We start from the raw sequence: 15,043 nt of genomic DNA, 5'->3' as shown, positions 1-15,043 counted from the left end.
AGTTTAATTATTATAGATTTCTTGTTCTAATCGTTCCAATGTTTTTTCATCATCATAGGATAGTTTAATGTTCACTAAATTTTCTTGTAAATCGTTTAAGTACCGCTCTGCCTCTTCCTTTCTGTTTAAGGCAACATGTAGTTTTATCAGGTTGAAATAAACGTATTGTGCTATTTTAGCATTGTAATCCGCTTTGGAGTCTTTGTAATCCACTAGCGTCAATACATTATTCCAAATATCAATGCCTTTCTGCATGTTTTCCATAGCTGAAATAGTCATTCTTGAATTTGGATCTTCTTGGATTTTCTTCAAATTCGTTAAAACATAAATGTGTGCCTTCTCCAATTCGTCATAGGTATTTTTACGATTTTTAACAACTTCCAAATACATTGATTTTCTTTGATTGATATAGCCATAACGCTCATTCAAAAGTTGGTTAATTTTTCGCATAACCTTTTCCAAATACTTCTTCTCTTCCCTATTCTTATTAATATTATTTGTTGGGTAATTAGAAATCATTTCGAATTCCGTAAATAAATCTGTTCTGAAATTTTCTTCGCCATTTAATGTTACCACAATTTTTGTTGGTTGATTAGCAAAAGATTGTCCGGCATTGTCTTGAAAATTCACTTTATCAATTTCTACTTGAACATTTAGAATATTCTGACCACGTTCCAAACCATTAATTACAATTTTACTAGCCAAAATGGTATTATCAACAATAACGTAATCATTTAAATCTGGATCTCTATAAATAGGTTCTGCTGGCTTATAATAGGTTGGTCTATTAGGTAAAACTAATGTCGGTTTTTTTCCTTGATCCGTTAAAGCCAATCTTTCTAATAGTGTTAACTCGCTAAATTCTTTCGATTCTAATTCGAATTTTTCTTTTGCCAGGGTAATATCCGTTTCGTGCTGTTCTAATTTTGTTTTGTATTCTGCTTCACTATCAATTACTTTTTGATCATAAGCTTCTAATTCATTTTGAAAATCAGTTTTAGATTGTGCAATAACGTCTTCCGTTGTAACATTATATGGTGAATTAAAGGTTACAGCATAAAATTGCTGATCGGCTGGAATGGAAACTTCCGGTAATTGTGATACATTAAACTCCACTTTTTCACCTGTAATTCCTTGAGCCAAAACCAATTGAACACCTACAAAAAATAGACATGCTATTAAATAATACTTTTTCATTCTTTTTCTTTTTAAATAGTGTGCAAAAATACGGGTTTTTTAGTGATATAAATGAAATGATGTGGACAATTCAAAATTCATATAATTAGTAAGATGAAAACGTTTTGTAAATCTGCCTAATTATAGTTCAAAAAAAAACTCTCAATATTTACATGGAGAGTTTTTTTTAATAAGTTATAACAGATTAAAGCTAGTCCTTTTTGTAAATAGTTGTCCCTTCTTTAATGGTTTCCAAAACTAAAATATCTTTAATTTCCATTGGAGATATTTTAAGCGGGTTTTTATCTAGAATTACTAAATCGGCTAACAAACCTGTTTTAAGCATACCTTTTCTATCTTCCTCAAAATACTGATAAGCTGCATTACTTGTTATGGCTTGTAAAGCTTGAAATGGTGAAACACGTTCATCAGCTCCAATGACTTCGCCATTTCTGGATACACGATTTACCGCAGACCAAATAACAAACAACTGATTAATTGGAACGACATTAAAATCGGTATGATTTGTTGGTTTCAAACCTTTAGAAATAGCTGTTTTCATTGGGCTGATAAAGGAAGCTTGTTCCAAACCACGATTTTTAATATGTGCATCGGCAAAAAAGAAAGTGTGTTCAGTATATAAAGATGGTATCATTTTATATTCAACATATTTATCAAGTTGATCTGCCCTAACAAATTGTGAATGAATAATAGTAGTTCGTCTTTCTTTAGTAGGATTTCCGTTACTGGCAAATTCGTGTGCTTTGATACACATATCAATGGCACCATCTCCATTTGCATGAAAAGTAGATTGCAAGCCATTATCATATACCTTTTTCAACATAATATTCACCTCATCTTGGGAAAAAGTAGACTCACCCAACCAATCCGTTTCACCACTAGGGCCACCTGTTAAATAAGGTGTTGTAAATAAAGCGGTACGTCCTTGAGGAGATCCATCAATGGTGATTTTAATACCACCCAATTTAAATTTATTGTTGTAATTTCCAAAAGCTTCAACGCCATATGTACTTATAACACTATCTAATTCTGTTATAAACGGATATGAAACAACGTCAATAAACAAAGCGTTATTTTCAGCAGCTTTTTTCAGAATAATCACATCAGATACGTGAGACAAACCTTCTTGAGCCGTTGTTACGCCAGCTTCAGCATAAATCATTTGTCCATCCTTTATTTGTTGGGCTAATTCGGCTTCTGACGGTTGTGGTAACCTTTCAAAAATAGGAAGAAATGCCGTTTCCATAATTAGTCCGTATGGTTCATTTGTTCCTGGTTTTCTAACAATAATTCCTCCTGGAGGTGTTTCCGTTTTATCAGAAACACCAAATTTCTCCATAGCTTTGGAATTAATTACGGCGCCATGTAAAGAGACATGCATAACCAAAACTGGATTATTTGGAAAAGCCGCATCTAAATCGTCTCGGTTTAGTAATTTACCTTCAGGCATAACCGTATCATCATAGCCATACCCCATAATAAGTTCGCCTTCAGGAATACTTTTTTCTGTTTGAATATTTTTTAAAGCCTCAACAATACCAGCAACATCATTGGCATTTCCAACAGGAGATGGTGAGCAATTAGCTTGGTTACTCATGGATAAGGCGTTAATAAAATGACTGTGTGGGTCTATAAATCCTGGCAATAAGGTTTTACCTTCTAGATCTATCATAATGTGACCGGAACCAGCAATTTTCATAGCTTCATCTGAATTACCGACGAAACTAATTTTTCCGTCCGTTACAACTAGAGCTTGGACATATTCAGCCGTTTCGCCAGACATGGTAATAATATCACCATTGTAATAGACCGTAGAAACCGATTTAGAATTGTTTTCAGTAACAGCTTTTGAAGATTCTGAATCTTTGCAAGCAAAAACTAGAAATGTAATAAAAACGATAGAGAGTAGTTTTTTCATTGAAATTTGGGTTAATGTTAGATATAATATGCTAACAAATATAGCCAAAAAAAATATTCTGAAATCCCTACTAAACTAACGAATTACATTAAACATATCTATTTAATTCCAATGTATTAATTCCACCATGACTGGCATGAGCAACAGCAACTCCATTTCTAATAATTAACAATTGTGGTGACTCATGAAGCACTTGAAACTTATATCCTGTTTCATGACTAACATCACGATAATTCAATAAATCTAAATAATATAAATCCGCATTTAAATCCACATCGAAGGCATCAACAAACTGATTCATCACCATTTTACTAATACCACAACGTGTAGAATGTTTAAATATCATTTGCGTTTTGGTGTTCGATTTTTTAGCAATTTCATCTAATTGGTCAACTGCATTTAAAGCCTTCCACGGCAACAATTTTTCCTCCTTGGGCTCACCAGAACCGCCAAATAATTTATTTATAAAACCCATATTTTTATTTCTAAAATTTGTTTCTTAAAGGTAAGTCGAAACAACTATACAAATCTTACAAACTGACTAAAAGTCACGCCGTCACGAGCTTTAAGCGACATTTTGTCGCTAAAAATAGAGTGGTAAGATTATTGACTTATAGGTATCAAGCACAACAATTAGTAATAACAAAACATAAAAAACACATCCTTTAACACGGATTATATACTATTATGAATTTAAATAATTATACCATAAAATCACAGGAAGCTATACAGCAAGCTCAACAGCTTGCACAGGGCTTTGGACATCAACAAATAGAAAACGAACATATTTTTAAAGCGCTTTTCAATATTGATGAAAATGTTTTACCGTTTCTATTAAAAAAATTGAATGTAAATATTTCAATTTTAGAACAGGCTTTAGATAAGCAATTAGAAAGCTTTGCTAAAGTATCTGGTGGTGAGATTATGCTTTCACGCGAAGCAGGAAAAACCTTAAATGAGGCGTCAATGATTGCTAAAAAAATGACCGATGAATATGTTTCTATCGAGCATTTAATTTTGGCTATTTTCAAATCGTCCAGTAAAGTTGCTCAAATGCTAAAAGATCAAGGCGTTACGGAAAACCATTTAAAAGCGGCTATTGAAGAGTTACGTCAAGGAGATCGTGTAACATCGCAAAGTCAAGAAGACACATATAATTCTTTGAATAAATACGCCAAAAACTTGAACCAATTAGCCAAAGAAGGCAAATTAGATCCCGTTATTGGTCGTGATGAAGAAATACGACGTATTCTTCAAATTTTATCTCGAAGAACCAAAAACAACCCGATTTTAGTAGGAGAACCAGGAACTGGAAAAACGGCAATCGCGGAAGGTTTAGCACATAGAATTGTAGATGGTGATATTCCTGAAAATTTAGTGGACAAACAAATTTTTGCTTTAGATATGGGTGCCTTAATTGCAGGCGCTAAATATAAAGGTGAATTTGAAGAACGCTTAAAAGCCGTTATCAAAGAAGTAACAACGAGTGAAGGCGATATTGTTCTCTTTATTGATGAAATCCACACCCTTGTTGGTGCAGGTGGTGGTCAAGGCGCTATGGATGCTGCTAATATTTTAAAGCCAGCATTAGCGCGAGGCGAACTGCGAGCTATTGGAGCCACAACTTTGGATGAGTATCAAAAATATTTTGAAAAAGATAAAGCATTGGAACGTCGATTCCAGAAGGTAATGGTGGATGAGCCCGATACGGAAAGTGCTATTTCTATCCTTCGTGGTATTAAAGAAAAGTATGAAACACACCACAAAGTGCGTATAAAAGACGAAGCTATCATTGGTGCAGTTGAATTATCTGAACGATACATTACCAATCGTTTTTTACCAGATAAGGCAATTGATTTAATGGATGAGGCTGCATCTAAATTACGAATGGAAATCAATTCCAAACCAGAAGAATTAGATGTTTTGGACAGAAAGGTAATGCAGTTGGAAATTGAAATTGAAGCCATTAAGCGTGAAAAAGATGAAACGAAATTAAAAACGTTACGTGCTGATTTAGCAAATTTAAAAGAAGAACGCAACGAACTAAATGCTAAATGGAAAAGCGAAAAAGAAGTCGTAGATAATATCCAAGCCGCAAAATCCGATATTGAAGAATTTAAACTTGAAGCGGAACGTGCGGAGCGTGATGGCGACTATGGTAAAGTAGCTGAAATTCGCTATGGAAAAATAAAAGAAGCACAAGAACGTTTGGAAACCCTTCAAAAGGAGTTGCAAGCCAATCAAAGTGACAGTTCTTTAATAAAAGAAGAAGTCACTTATGATGATATTGCAGAAGTGGTAGCTAAATGGACGGGCATTCCAGTAACCAAAATGTTACAGAGTGAGCGTGAAAAGCTATTAAAATTAGAAAACGAATTGCACAAACGTGTGGTTGGTCAAGAAGAAGCTATTGTTGCCGTTAGTGATGCTGTACGACGCTCTAGAGCTGGTTTACAAAATCCACAGAAACCAATTGGCACCTTCCTATTTTTAGGAACAACAGGTGTTGGTAAAACGGAATTAGCAAAAGCCTTGGCAGAATATTTATTTGATGATGAAGCTGCTATGACTAGAATAGATATGAGTGAATACCAAGAACGTCATGCGGTAAGCCGATTGGTTGGTGCACCTCCAGGGTATGTTGGTTATGATGAAGGTGGTCAGTTAACAGAAGCTGTAAGACGTAAGCCGTATTCCGTTGTTTTATTAGATGAAATTGAAAAGGCGCATCCAGATACTTTCAATATTTTATTGCAAGTATTAGATGAAGGTCATTTAACGGATAACAAAGGACGTCTAGCAGATTTTAAAAACACGATTATCATTATGACCTCTAATATGGGAAGTCAGATAATTCAAGAGAAATTTGAAGCCACAAAAGATGTAGATGCAGCCATGGAACTGGCTAAAATAGAAGTGCTAGGATTGTTAAAGCAAAGCGTGAGACCCGAATTTTTAAACCGTATTGATGATACCATTATGTTTACGCCTTTAACAGAGGAAAACATTACAGAAATTGTAGGATTACAATTAAAAGGAATCACCAAAATGATAGGAAAACAAGGCATTACGTTTGATGCCACACCAGAAGCCATTGCTTATTTAGCAAAAAAAGGCTACAATCCAGAATATGGTGCACGACCTGTTAAACGTGTCATTCAGAAAGAAGTTTTAAATGAATTAAGTAAAGAAATTCTATCTGGATCGGTTTCAACAGACAGTATTATTCTACTAGATGCTTTTGATGATAAATTAGTATTTAGAAATCAAGGTGATTTAGTATCTGAAGAGTATTAAAGTTTCCTTAAAACGAAAATAAAAAGTTCCAAAGGACGTTTTCAGTAATAAGTTGGTTAGTTAGTTTTAAAAAGCAACGTAAATCCCATACAGGATGCACGTTGCTTTTTTTCGTATAAGAACATAACATTTTGGCTTTCAATAATATTTGCTTATTTTACTAGTATAAACAATTACGGATTTAAACATAAATTAGCGTAAATTTATCTTTGATAAAAATTAAAACAAACGATATGGGCATGTTTCATTATTACGATTTACCAGGTGCAGAAATTTTTGTTTTCGACGATTTTCTAATTTGTCAAATAGGTGAAGGTATGGAAATTCATCCAGAGCATAATACAAACTTGAAGGAAGTGATTGAAAAGCATTTTTTAGGTAAAAATATTGGCTACATATCCAATCGTGTTAACTCCTACTCCGTGGACCCGCTGACCTATGTTGAAACCGAAAAAATCCCTAATCTAATAGCCATGGCTATAATTCCTGAAACAGAAGTTATGCGAAAGAATGCCGAATATGAACGCAATTTTTATGATAAACCTTATGAAATATTCAACTGTTTAGGTGATGCCATTAATTGGATTCATTGTCTCATTAGAGAAGAAACAAATTCATAAATAAAAAAAGCCGCTTATATGCGGCTTTTTTCAATTCTATTGGTTTAAAAATTCAATTAGAATTTCCTACCAATACCCAAACCAACTACTAGTGGGTTAATATCTACTTCTACAGGTAAAATACCTGCTCCTGTGTTCACTTCAACATCTGTTGAGATTAATAATTGCTTCACATCTAGGTTTAAAAACCACTTGTCATTTAAATTATAATCAACACCTACTTGAAATGAAAACCCAAATGTGTTTTCATAATCCATATCAACTACATCACCTTCATCTATCCCGTAAAAAATGGTATAATTAATACCAGCACCTAAATATGGTTTAAAATCTCCAAAATAAAAGTGGTATTGTAGATTTAATGTTGGAGGTAATAACCACGCATGACCTAAATCCGTTGTTCCTAAATTATTACCAACTTCTACATCGTGTTTGGTAGTTGCTAAAATTAATTCAGCAGCTATATTTTTAGTAAAGAAGTATGTAAAATCTAATTCTGGAACAAAGGTTGTAGAAATATCCACATCTGCACCTGGGATGTCATCACCTGGCGAAGGAATAACAGCAATTACCCTAAAACGCGCTTGCCACTTACTGTAATCATCATTGGAAGTTTGATTCTCTTGCGCTTGCGCATTAAATATAAAGGCAAACACTAATAACGTACTAAAAATTATTTTTTTCATGGTATAAAGTTTAAAATTATACCTCAAAAGTAATTTCAATAAATGCTTTAAACACTGACAAAAATCATAGGTGAAAATTACACATAGTAATGTACTATGATTCAATGAACTAAATTTTATAAATAAATTAAACTTTCTTTAAACATTTAAAATTTGATAAATATTTGATAAATTTTATCAATAAAGTTAAAAAGATAGACAGTTAATCGTATTTTTACAGCACCTTAACCTATTTTTTACGACTATGGAAATTAACAATTATATTGATCACACCCTTCTTAAACCTACTGCCACACAAAAGGAAATAAAAACGCTTTGTGATGAAGCCAAAGAGTACCGCTTTTTTAGTGTTTGTGTTAATGGTTTTTATGTACCTTTAGCTAAAGAGCTTTTAACAAAATCCAATGTTAAAGTTTGTGCTGTGGTTGGTTTTCCTTTAGGAGCTATGACAACCGAAGCCAAAGTTTTTGAAGCTAAGAAAGCTATTGAAGATGGTGCCGATGAAATTGATATGGTCATTAACATTGGCATGCTTAAAAGTAAAAGTTACGTTAATGTTTATACAGATATCCGCGATGTAAAAGTGGCTATTGGTTCTAAAACGCTGAAGGTTATATTAGAAATTAGTGAATTATCTAAAAACGAAATCATAAAGGCTTGTCAGATTTGCTTGGATGCCAAAGCCGACTTTATAAAAACATCAACAGGGTTTTCTAAAGGTGGCGCCACCTTGACGGCTGTAAAAATGATTCGGAAAACAATAAAAGATGGTGCTAAAATAAAAGCATCAGGTGGTATTCGTAATTTAGGAACTGCTAAAAAATATATTGAGGCTGGTGTGGACAGAATAGGTGCATCATCAGGTGTTTCTATTATGGAGGAACTAGCCAAGGAATAACAAAAAATTTAATCTAATTATGAGCGTACATATTGAAGCCAAAAAAGGAGAAATTGCTGAAACCATTCTTTTACCTGGCGATCCACTTCGAGCCAAATGGATAGCCGAAACGTTTTTAGACAATCCAAAATGTTTCAATAAGGTCCGCAATATGTTTGGATACACTGGGACTTTTAATGGGAAACCTATATCTGTTATGGGAACCGGAATGGGTGTTCCAAGTATTTCTATTTATGCCCATGAGCTTATTAATGAATTTGGTGTAAAAAACTTAATTCGCGTTGGTAGTGCTGGATCCTATCAAGAACATGTAAAAGTTAGAGACATTGTTTTAGCTATGGCAGCATCATCAAATTCTGGTGTTAATGAATTGCGTTTTGGTGGCGCCGATTACGCGCCTACAGCCGATTATAATTTATTCCAAAAAGCAGTAGACATAGCTAAAAGTAAAAATATTCCTATTAAAGCGGGAAACGTTTTTACTTCAGATGAGTTTTATGCAGACAATTTTGAGTCTTATAAAAAGTGGTCTAAATTTGGTGTGCTTTGTGTAGAAATGGAAACTGCTGGACTTTATACCATTGCGGCTAAACACAATGTTAATGCTTTGACTATTTTAACCATTTCAGATTCTTTAGTTACTGGAGAACGCACGACAAGTCAAGAGCGTGAAACCACATTTAAAGATATGATTGCTATTGCTTTAGATTTAGCTTAAACACATACATCATGATGCATATGAGGTTTTTAATGGCACTTGTTCTTATTGGATTTTTATCATTATCAAGTTGTGCGGAAAAATCTGACGATACCACATTAACAACACTTTACTTTATACGTCACGCCGAAAAAGACCGAAGTAATCCGAACAATAAAGACCCGCATTTAACCGCCACCGGAAATCAGAGAGCCATATATTGGTCTGAAGTTCTTAAAAACGTGAAATTTGAGGCCATATATTCAACTGACTATAAACGTACTGTTGAAACCGCTTCACCAACAGCCAAAAACAACAACCTAAAGATTCAGATTTATAATGCCAACATTTTAGATACTGATAAATTGTTAAGCGAAAACAGAGGTAATAACGTGCTAATTGTTGGACATAGTGATACCACACCCAAATTTGTAAATAAATTTTTAGGAACGGAAAGTTACCAAGATATTGATGACAGTAATAATGGGAATTTGTACATCCTAACCTTTACAGATACTATGATTACGGATTTACTTCTAGTGGTGAACCCTCAATAATATTCTCCAATTCTATTTTAGAAAGTAATTTTAATTGTTCTTTTTCAAACAAATCATCTAAATTTTCTACTGCAACACCTTCGGTTTCTGGTTTATAATTATTGTAGTCTACAAAACGTAAACCCCCAACATAGCGTTCGTTAAAAGCTTCACGAAAACGGAATCCAACACCATCCGCTTCCTCATAAGAATAGGCCAAATAATCTACTTTAAAAGTTTCTGTTTGAATCCAGTATATGAATTCATCTTCAAAATCTTCACCTCCGCCTTCTTCATCAAAAGTAACTTTAACTTTATAATATGGCACATCTTTTATTGCAACCTTCCCTATTAACTGCTTATTTACAGCAGCATCATTTAAACCATGAGGTAGTATGGCAAAATAATGCACTGAATTTACAGAAGCACTTAATTTTGCTGCAGTAGTATCCGCTAATACAACTTGCTCCTCATCAATATAGCGCTCAAATCCATTATTATCAATATAGTCTTGAACAAACCCAACCGAATCTTTTTGAAACTCCCTAATCAAAGTATAGTGGCCATTATCACGTTTTGCATGATATTGTATATCTCTAAACTGAAAGGAATATGACGATTTGTCCAACTTATTACCACCAGCAACTTTTATGGCTTTGTTTACAATGTCGTTAGCGGTCAGTTCTTTTTTAGAAGACTCACAACTAGCAATAAATAAAACGATTAATACAAAGGCTATATGTTTCATGTTTACTATATTTCTAATTTCTGTCGTAAATCTAATGAATACTTACAGCATAAATTCGAAAAGCAATCATAATTTATTTACCTTTGAATTCTATGCAGAACACCATTAACATAAAGAATAAAAAGGCTAAATTTCAATATGAAATTTTAGATAAATACACCGCTGGTATAGTATTAACTGGGACGGAAATAAAATCTATTAGAGCTAGTAAGGCGTCCATTGCTGAAAGTTTTTGCGAGTTTAATGAACAGGGTGAATTATTTGTTATTAATATGACCGTTGAAGAATATATGTACGGCACATATTATAACCACAGACCAAAAGCAGAACGTAAATTATTACTAAACAAACGCGAATTAAAAAAACTGGAAAAAGAGGTTAGAAATACGGGTTTAACCATTATTCCATTGCGCTTATTTATTAATGACAAAGGCTATGCAAAACTTGTTATTGCTTTAGCTAGAGGTAAAAAATTATTCGACAAACGTGAAACCATTAAAGATCGGGATAATAAAGTCCGTTTAGATCGTATTAAGAAAAGCTTTTAAAGTATACACATGAAGAGAACCCTAGTAATCATGGTCTTTTTAATGACTATTTCCCAAATTCAGGCACAAATACTGCTAGACCCAAGCTCTAGAAAAGTTGGTAGTATTGATGCTATTATTAATGAACTATACCATGTTAATTCTGGCAAAAAAGGATACGACCGCAATTGGGCAGATTTCAAGTACTTGTTTTATCCAGGTGCAAAAATTATCCCTACAGGCCCTAGTTTAGACGGGAATCATTTAGCAAAATTTATGACACCTGATGAGTATAAAAAAAGCTCGGAAGAGTGGCTAAAAGAAAATGGCTATTTTGAAAAAGAAATAAACCGAAAAATGGAAGTTTTTGGTAATATAGCTCATGTTTTTAGCACGTTTGAAGCCTACCATAGTCCTAACGATCCTTATCCGGCACTTCGTGGAATTAAGAGTATTCAGTTATTAAATGATGGATTACGTTGGTGGATTGTTAACGTTTATTGGATGCAGGAAACCCGAACCAAACCAATTCCTCGAGATTATTTACCAGATTAATTATATCACATTAGCTATCAGGATATGTTTTATGAGAATAGACCAAGAATAACTTTAGAAAAATCGACATTAGATGTTTTTCTAGACGTTTTTTCGTTTGGAATTCTTCTTTTAGCCCTGTTATATATCATTTTAAATTATAGCCAATTACCAGAACAAGTTCCTATGCATTTTAACCACTCGGGAAAAATAACCCGTTATGGTGATAAAAGCAGTATTTGGTTTCTTAATTTAATAGGCTTTGCAACCGTTTATGGGCTTTTTTATTTGAATAAATTTCCGCATATTTTTAATTATGCGCAGAAAATAACCACCCAAAATGCCCAGAAATCATATAAAGAAGCTACACGATTAATTCGTTTTTTAAATGTCTGTATTGCTTTTTTATTTGCAATCATTTCTTTTGAAATCGTTCAAGTCAGCTTACACAAAACAGATTCTATAAGTAACTTTTCCAATTATCTATTAATGGGAATTGTAATCCTAATGACTATTGGTCCAATAATATATGTTGTTGTCAGTTTAATAAAGAAAAAGACCTAGTTTTTATCTTCTAATAAAGGAACAAATCTAAATTCGCCGTATTCATGCTTTTCGAATTCCTTGATACCTTTTCTAATAAATAAGGTCATGGTTTGAACATCATCCCCAACAGGAATAACCAATCGTCCACCAACTGCCAATTGACTCAATAATGGATTTGGAACAAACGGCGCACCAGCCGTAACAATAATACCTTTAAAAGGTGCTTCTTCCTTTAAACCAATATAACCATCACCGAAAATTAATTTTTTAGCACGATATCCTAATTTCGGTAAAAATTTACTTGTTTTTTTAAACAATTCATGCTGCCTTTCAATGCTATAAACTTGCGCACCAAGTTCACATAAAACAGCCGTCTGATAACCACTTCCTGTACCTATTTCTAAAATTTTATCGCCTTTTTCTATTTGTAGTAATTCCGTTTGAAACGCCACGGTATACGGTTGCGAAATAGTTTGGTCCGCCGCAATAGGAAATGCTTTATCTTGATAAGCATGATCTAAAAAACCAGAATCCATAAACAAATGACGTGGAATTTTACCAATAGCATTTAGCACATCAGTATTTGTAATTCCTTTATCTTTAACAACCTGAACTAGCTGTTGGCGCATGCCTTTATGCTTAAATGTATCCTTCAAAATATCTTTTTTTTAAAGTCTAAAATTACACAAACATTTCATGGGTTAAAATTAAAATCCGTCTAAATTATCCACATTTTAGAATCGGATATTTTATGTCTATTTTCACAGAAATAAATAGCGAAAACCTTATTTTTGTTCAAAACGATAAAAAATGATAAAAGCTGGTGTTTTAGGCGCAGGCCATTTAGGTAAAATTCATTTACGGTTATTAAACCAATCTGATAAATATGAATTAGTTGGATTTTACGATGCAGATGAAGAAAATGCAAAGAAAGTAGAAGCTGAATTTGGATACAAGTATTTCAACACTATTGAAGCGCTTATAGCCGCTGTTGATATGGTAGATATTGTAACTCCTACCCTTTCACATTACGATTGTGCCAAAAAAGCTATTGCCAAAGGCAAGCATATTTTTATTGAAAAACCCATTACTAATACGGTTGAAGAAGCTGAAGAAATTCGCGAACTTCTTGCCCAGCACAATATTCGTGGACAAGTTGGACATGTGGAGCGTTTTAATCCCGCTTTTATAGCGGTTAAAGATAAAATTGAAAACCCCAAGTTTATTGAAGCGCACCGTTTAGCCGAATTCAATCCGCGTGGCACAGATGTTCCTGTTGTTTTAGATTTAATGATTCATGATATTGATATTATTTTAAGTGTCGTAAAATCTAAAGTTAAAAGTGTTTCAGCAAGTGGTGTTTCGGTTATCAGTGACACACCAGATATTGCCAACGCTCGTATTGAGTTTGAAAATGGCTGCGTTGCCAATTTAACAGCCAGTCGTATTTCTTTAAAAAACATGCGTAAAACACGTTTCTTTCAACGTGATGCTTACATTTCTGTCGATTTTCTAGAGAAGAAATGTGAAGTCGTAAAAATGAAAGATGCACCAGAAATTCCAGGCGATTTTGATATGGTATTACAGAATGCGGAAGGTGTTAAAAAACAAATCTACTTTGATAATCCAGAGGTAACCACTAATAACGCCATTTTAGACGAATTGGAAACTTTTGCTGATGCTATTAAAAACAATACTAAACCCATTGTTACACTTCATGATGGCACAGAAGCTTTACGTGTAGCAAACATGATTATAGAGCAGTTTTAATATGTTCCAACCGGAAAGAAGTGAATAATAACACAAACCAAAAGGTTTTAAAAAACAAACATCTCCGTACGAGATTAGTTGAAAGCTAAATAAGATAACATTAACAGCATTCCTTTTTTTAATAGGAATAAAAAGATTTTTTTATGAAAAACATTGCAGTAATAGGAGCCGGAACCATGGGAAATGGTATTGCACATACCTTTGCCCAAAGCGGTTTTAAAGTTCAATTAATTGATATTAGTGAAGCCTCATTAAAAAGAGGCATGGATACCATTTCTAAAAATTTAGATCGTATGGTTTCTAAAGAAAAAATTACAGAAGCGCAAAAGCAAGAAACACTAGATAATATTACCACTTATACAGATGTTGTAGAAGGTGTTGAATATGCGAGTTTAGTGGTGGAAGCAGCAACAGAAAATATTGATTTGAAGCTTAAAATTTTCAAGCAATTGGATGAGGCTTGTTCAGAAGATACGATTTTGGCAACCAACACATCGTCTATTTCTATTACACAAATAGCAGCAGTTACCAACAGACCGAGCCAAGTAATTGGAATGCACTTTATGAATCCTGTGCCTATTATGAAGTTAGTAGAAATTATTCGTGGCTATAACACGAGTGATGCTGTAACAAACACCATAATGGAGCTATCTAGAAAATTAGGAAAAACCCCAACGGAAGTAAATGATTATCCTGGTTTTGTGGCTAACCGAATATTAATGCCTATGCTAAATGAATCTATTGAAACGTTATACAATGGCGTTGCTGGTGTTGAAGAAATTGATACGGTTATGAAATTAGGTATGGCACATCCAATGGGTCCATTACAACTAGCAGATTTTATTGGATTAGATGTTTGTTTATCTATTCTAAATGTGATGTATGACGGTTTCAAAAACCCAAAATATGCGCCATGTCCATTGTTAGTAAATATGGTTAGAGCTGGTAAACTAGGTGTTAAATCTGGTGAAGGTTTTTATGATTATTCAGAAAGTCGTAAGGCCGAACATGTGGCGAAGCAGTTTATAAAATAAGACTTGAAGTAATTTGGCACAATACGAAATTAGTA

General features: G+C 33.6%; 16 protein-coding genes. 10 read left to right on the top strand and 6 right to left on the bottom strand.

All coding sequences use genetic code 11. The features are described from left to right. Nucleotides 1-3: 3 nt before the first annotated feature. The 3 genes from GMA17_RS02600 to ytxJ all read right to left on the bottom strand — a co-directional run bounded on the left by GMA17_RS02600 (nt 4) and on the right by ytxJ (nt 3,590). Entirely contained in the window at nt 4-1,197 is a 1,194-nt protein-coding gene (locus GMA17_RS02600; protein WP_248398843.1) for a hypothetical protein, read from the bottom strand. Nucleotides 1,198-1,387: 190 nt separating this feature from the next. Continuing rightward, entirely contained in the window at nt 1,388-3,115 is a 1,728-nt protein-coding gene (locus tag GMA17_RS02595) for an amidohydrolase (protein ID WP_248398840.1), read from the bottom strand. Nucleotides 3,116-3,203: 88 nt separating this feature from the next. Next, entirely contained in the window at nt 3,204-3,590 is a 387-nt protein-coding gene (gene ytxJ, locus GMA17_RS02590) for a bacillithiol system redox-active protein YtxJ (protein ID WP_248398837.1), read from the bottom strand. Between the two features lie 212 nt (nt 3,591-3,802). On the opposite strand from ytxJ, the gene clpB reads away from it, so the two are divergent. Continuing rightward, complete coding sequence (clpB, locus tag GMA17_RS02585; protein WP_248398834.1) at nt 3,803-6,412, top strand: ATP-dependent chaperone ClpB; 2,610 nt, start codon at nt 3,803-3,805, stop codon at nt 6,410-6,412. Between the two features lie 233 nt (nt 6,413-6,645). Then, nucleotides 6,646-7,032, top strand: a complete 387-nt coding sequence (locus tag GMA17_RS02580) for a hypothetical protein (RefSeq protein WP_248398831.1) — start codon at nt 6,646-6,648, stop codon at nt 7,030-7,032. A gap of 56 nt (nt 7,033-7,088) precedes the next feature. Here GMA17_RS02580 and GMA17_RS02575 read toward each other — a convergent pair whose 3' ends face one another. Beyond that, nucleotides 7,089-7,718 (bottom strand): OmpW family protein, encoded by a 630-nt coding sequence (locus GMA17_RS02575; protein WP_248398829.1) that lies wholly within the window; start codon nt 7,716-7,718, stop codon nt 7,089-7,091. A gap of 244 nt (nt 7,719-7,962) precedes the next feature. Between GMA17_RS02575 and deoC the strand changes: the two genes are divergently transcribed. Genes deoC through GMA17_RS02560 form a run of 3 tightly spaced genes read left to right on the top strand, consistent with a single transcriptional unit; the run spans nt 7,963 to nt 9,870 of the window. After that, complete coding sequence (deoC, locus tag GMA17_RS02570) at nt 7,963-8,616, top strand: deoxyribose-phosphate aldolase (RefSeq protein ID WP_248398826.1); 654 nt, start codon at nt 7,963-7,965, stop codon at nt 8,614-8,616. A 19-nt stretch (nt 8,617-8,635) separates the two neighbouring features. Continuing rightward, entirely contained in the window at nt 8,636-9,334 is a 699-nt protein-coding gene (deoD, locus tag GMA17_RS02565) for a purine-nucleoside phosphorylase (RefSeq protein ID WP_248398823.1), read from the top strand. Between the two features lie 11 nt (nt 9,335-9,345). Further along, a complete protein-coding gene (locus GMA17_RS02560; RefSeq protein WP_248398820.1) occupies nt 9,346-9,870 on the top strand; it encodes a histidine phosphatase family protein in 525 nt (174 codons plus the stop codon). On the opposite strand, the gene GMA17_RS02555 is transcribed toward GMA17_RS02560, so the two are convergent. After that, entirely contained in the window at nt 9,836-10,597 is a 762-nt protein-coding gene (locus GMA17_RS02555; protein ID WP_248398817.1) for a DUF6503 family protein, read from the bottom strand. The two genes, GMA17_RS02560 and GMA17_RS02555, sit on opposite strands and share 35 nt — an antisense overlap. A 92-nt stretch (nt 10,598-10,689) precedes the next feature. Here GMA17_RS02555 and smpB point away from each other — a divergent pair, with 92 nt between their 5' ends. The 3 genes from smpB to GMA17_RS02540 are packed head-to-tail and all read left to right on the top strand — an operon-like array spanning nt 10,690 to nt 12,222. Beyond that, complete coding sequence (gene smpB / locus GMA17_RS02550; RefSeq protein ID WP_248398814.1) at nt 10,690-11,145, top strand: SsrA-binding protein SmpB; 456 nt, start codon at nt 10,690-10,692, stop codon at nt 11,143-11,145. A gap of 9 nt (nt 11,146-11,154) precedes the next feature. Continuing rightward, entirely contained in the window at nt 11,155-11,679 is a 525-nt protein-coding gene (locus GMA17_RS02545) for a hypothetical protein (protein ID WP_248398811.1), read from the top strand. 24 nt (nt 11,680-11,703) lie between these two features. Beyond that, nucleotides 11,704-12,222, top strand: a complete 519-nt coding sequence (locus tag GMA17_RS02540) for a DUF1648 domain-containing protein (RefSeq protein WP_248398809.1) — start codon at nt 11,704-11,706, stop codon at nt 12,220-12,222. On the opposite strand, the gene GMA17_RS02535 is transcribed toward GMA17_RS02540, so the two are convergent. Continuing rightward, nucleotides 12,219-12,860: a protein-L-isoaspartate(D-aspartate) O-methyltransferase gene (locus GMA17_RS02535; protein WP_248398806.1), complete on the bottom strand. Its 642-nt coding sequence runs from the start codon at nt 12,858-12,860 to the stop codon at nt 12,219-12,221. The genes GMA17_RS02540 and GMA17_RS02535 overlap by 4 nt on opposite strands. A 154-nt stretch (nt 12,861-13,014) precedes the next feature. Here GMA17_RS02535 and GMA17_RS02530 point away from each other — a divergent pair, with 154 nt between their 5' ends. Continuing rightward, nucleotides 13,015-13,974, top strand: a complete 960-nt coding sequence (locus tag GMA17_RS02530) for a Gfo/Idh/MocA family protein (protein ID WP_248398803.1) — start codon at nt 13,015-13,017, stop codon at nt 13,972-13,974. A gap of 143 nt (nt 13,975-14,117) precedes the next feature. Further along, nucleotides 14,118-15,008, top strand: a complete 891-nt coding sequence (locus GMA17_RS02525; protein ID WP_248398800.1) for a 3-hydroxyacyl-CoA dehydrogenase family protein — start codon at nt 14,118-14,120, stop codon at nt 15,006-15,008. Nucleotides 15,009-15,043: the final 35 nt, after the last annotated feature.

It is taken from the genome of Bizionia sp. M204, from assembly GCF_023205095.1.
GTDB lineage: Bacteria > Bacteroidota > Bacteroidia > Flavobacteriales > Flavobacteriaceae > Algorimicrobium > Algorimicrobium hallyeonense.
Note: the sequence above shows the minus strand (reverse complement) of the source record. Positions and strands in the feature narration are given on the sequence as shown.

What these genes read in the sequence shown, in the direction of transcription:
- GMA17_RS02560 (WP_248398820.1), top strand. Translation starts at nt 9,346, where the DNA reads ATGATGCATATGAGGTTTTTAATGGCACTTGTTCTTATTGGATTTTTA.
- GMA17_RS02600 (WP_248398843.1), bottom strand. Translation starts at nt 1,197, where the DNA reads ATGAAAAAGTATTATTTAATAGCATGTCTATTTTTTGTAGGTGTTCAA.
- GMA17_RS02545 (WP_248398811.1), top strand. Translation starts at nt 11,155, where the DNA reads ATGAAGAGAACCCTAGTAATCATGGTCTTTTTAATGACTATTTCCCAA.
- GMA17_RS02595 (WP_248398840.1), bottom strand. Translation starts at nt 3,115, where the DNA reads ATGAAAAAACTACTCTCTATCGTTTTTATTACATTTCTAGTTTTTGCT.
- GMA17_RS02530 (WP_248398803.1), top strand. Translation starts at nt 13,015, where the DNA reads ATGATAAAAGCTGGTGTTTTAGGCGCAGGCCATTTAGGTAAAATTCAT.
- deoD (WP_248398823.1), top strand. Translation starts at nt 8,636, where the DNA reads ATGAGCGTACATATTGAAGCCAAAAAAGGAGAAATTGCTGAAACCATT.
- GMA17_RS02540 (WP_248398809.1), top strand. Translation starts at nt 11,704, where the DNA reads ATGTTTTATGAGAATAGACCAAGAATAACTTTAGAAAAATCGACATTA.
- GMA17_RS02525 (WP_248398800.1), top strand. Translation starts at nt 14,118, where the DNA reads ATGAAAAACATTGCAGTAATAGGAGCCGGAACCATGGGAAATGGTATT.
- ytxJ (WP_248398837.1), bottom strand. Translation starts at nt 3,590, where the DNA reads ATGGGTTTTATAAATAAATTATTTGGCGGTTCTGGTGAGCCCAAGGAG.
- deoC (WP_248398826.1), top strand. Translation starts at nt 7,963, where the DNA reads ATGGAAATTAACAATTATATTGATCACACCCTTCTTAAACCTACTGCC.
- GMA17_RS02555 (WP_248398817.1), bottom strand. Translation starts at nt 10,597, where the DNA reads ATGAAACATATAGCCTTTGTATTAATCGTTTTATTTATTGCTAGTTGT.
- GMA17_RS02575 (WP_248398829.1), bottom strand. Translation starts at nt 7,718, where the DNA reads ATGAAAAAAATAATTTTTAGTACGTTATTAGTGTTTGCCTTTATATTT.
- GMA17_RS02580 (WP_248398831.1), top strand. Translation starts at nt 6,646, where the DNA reads ATGGGCATGTTTCATTATTACGATTTACCAGGTGCAGAAATTTTTGTT.
- smpB (WP_248398814.1), top strand. Translation starts at nt 10,690, where the DNA reads ATGCAGAACACCATTAACATAAAGAATAAAAAGGCTAAATTTCAATAT.
- clpB (WP_248398834.1), top strand. Translation starts at nt 3,803, where the DNA reads ATGAATTTAAATAATTATACCATAAAATCACAGGAAGCTATACAGCAA.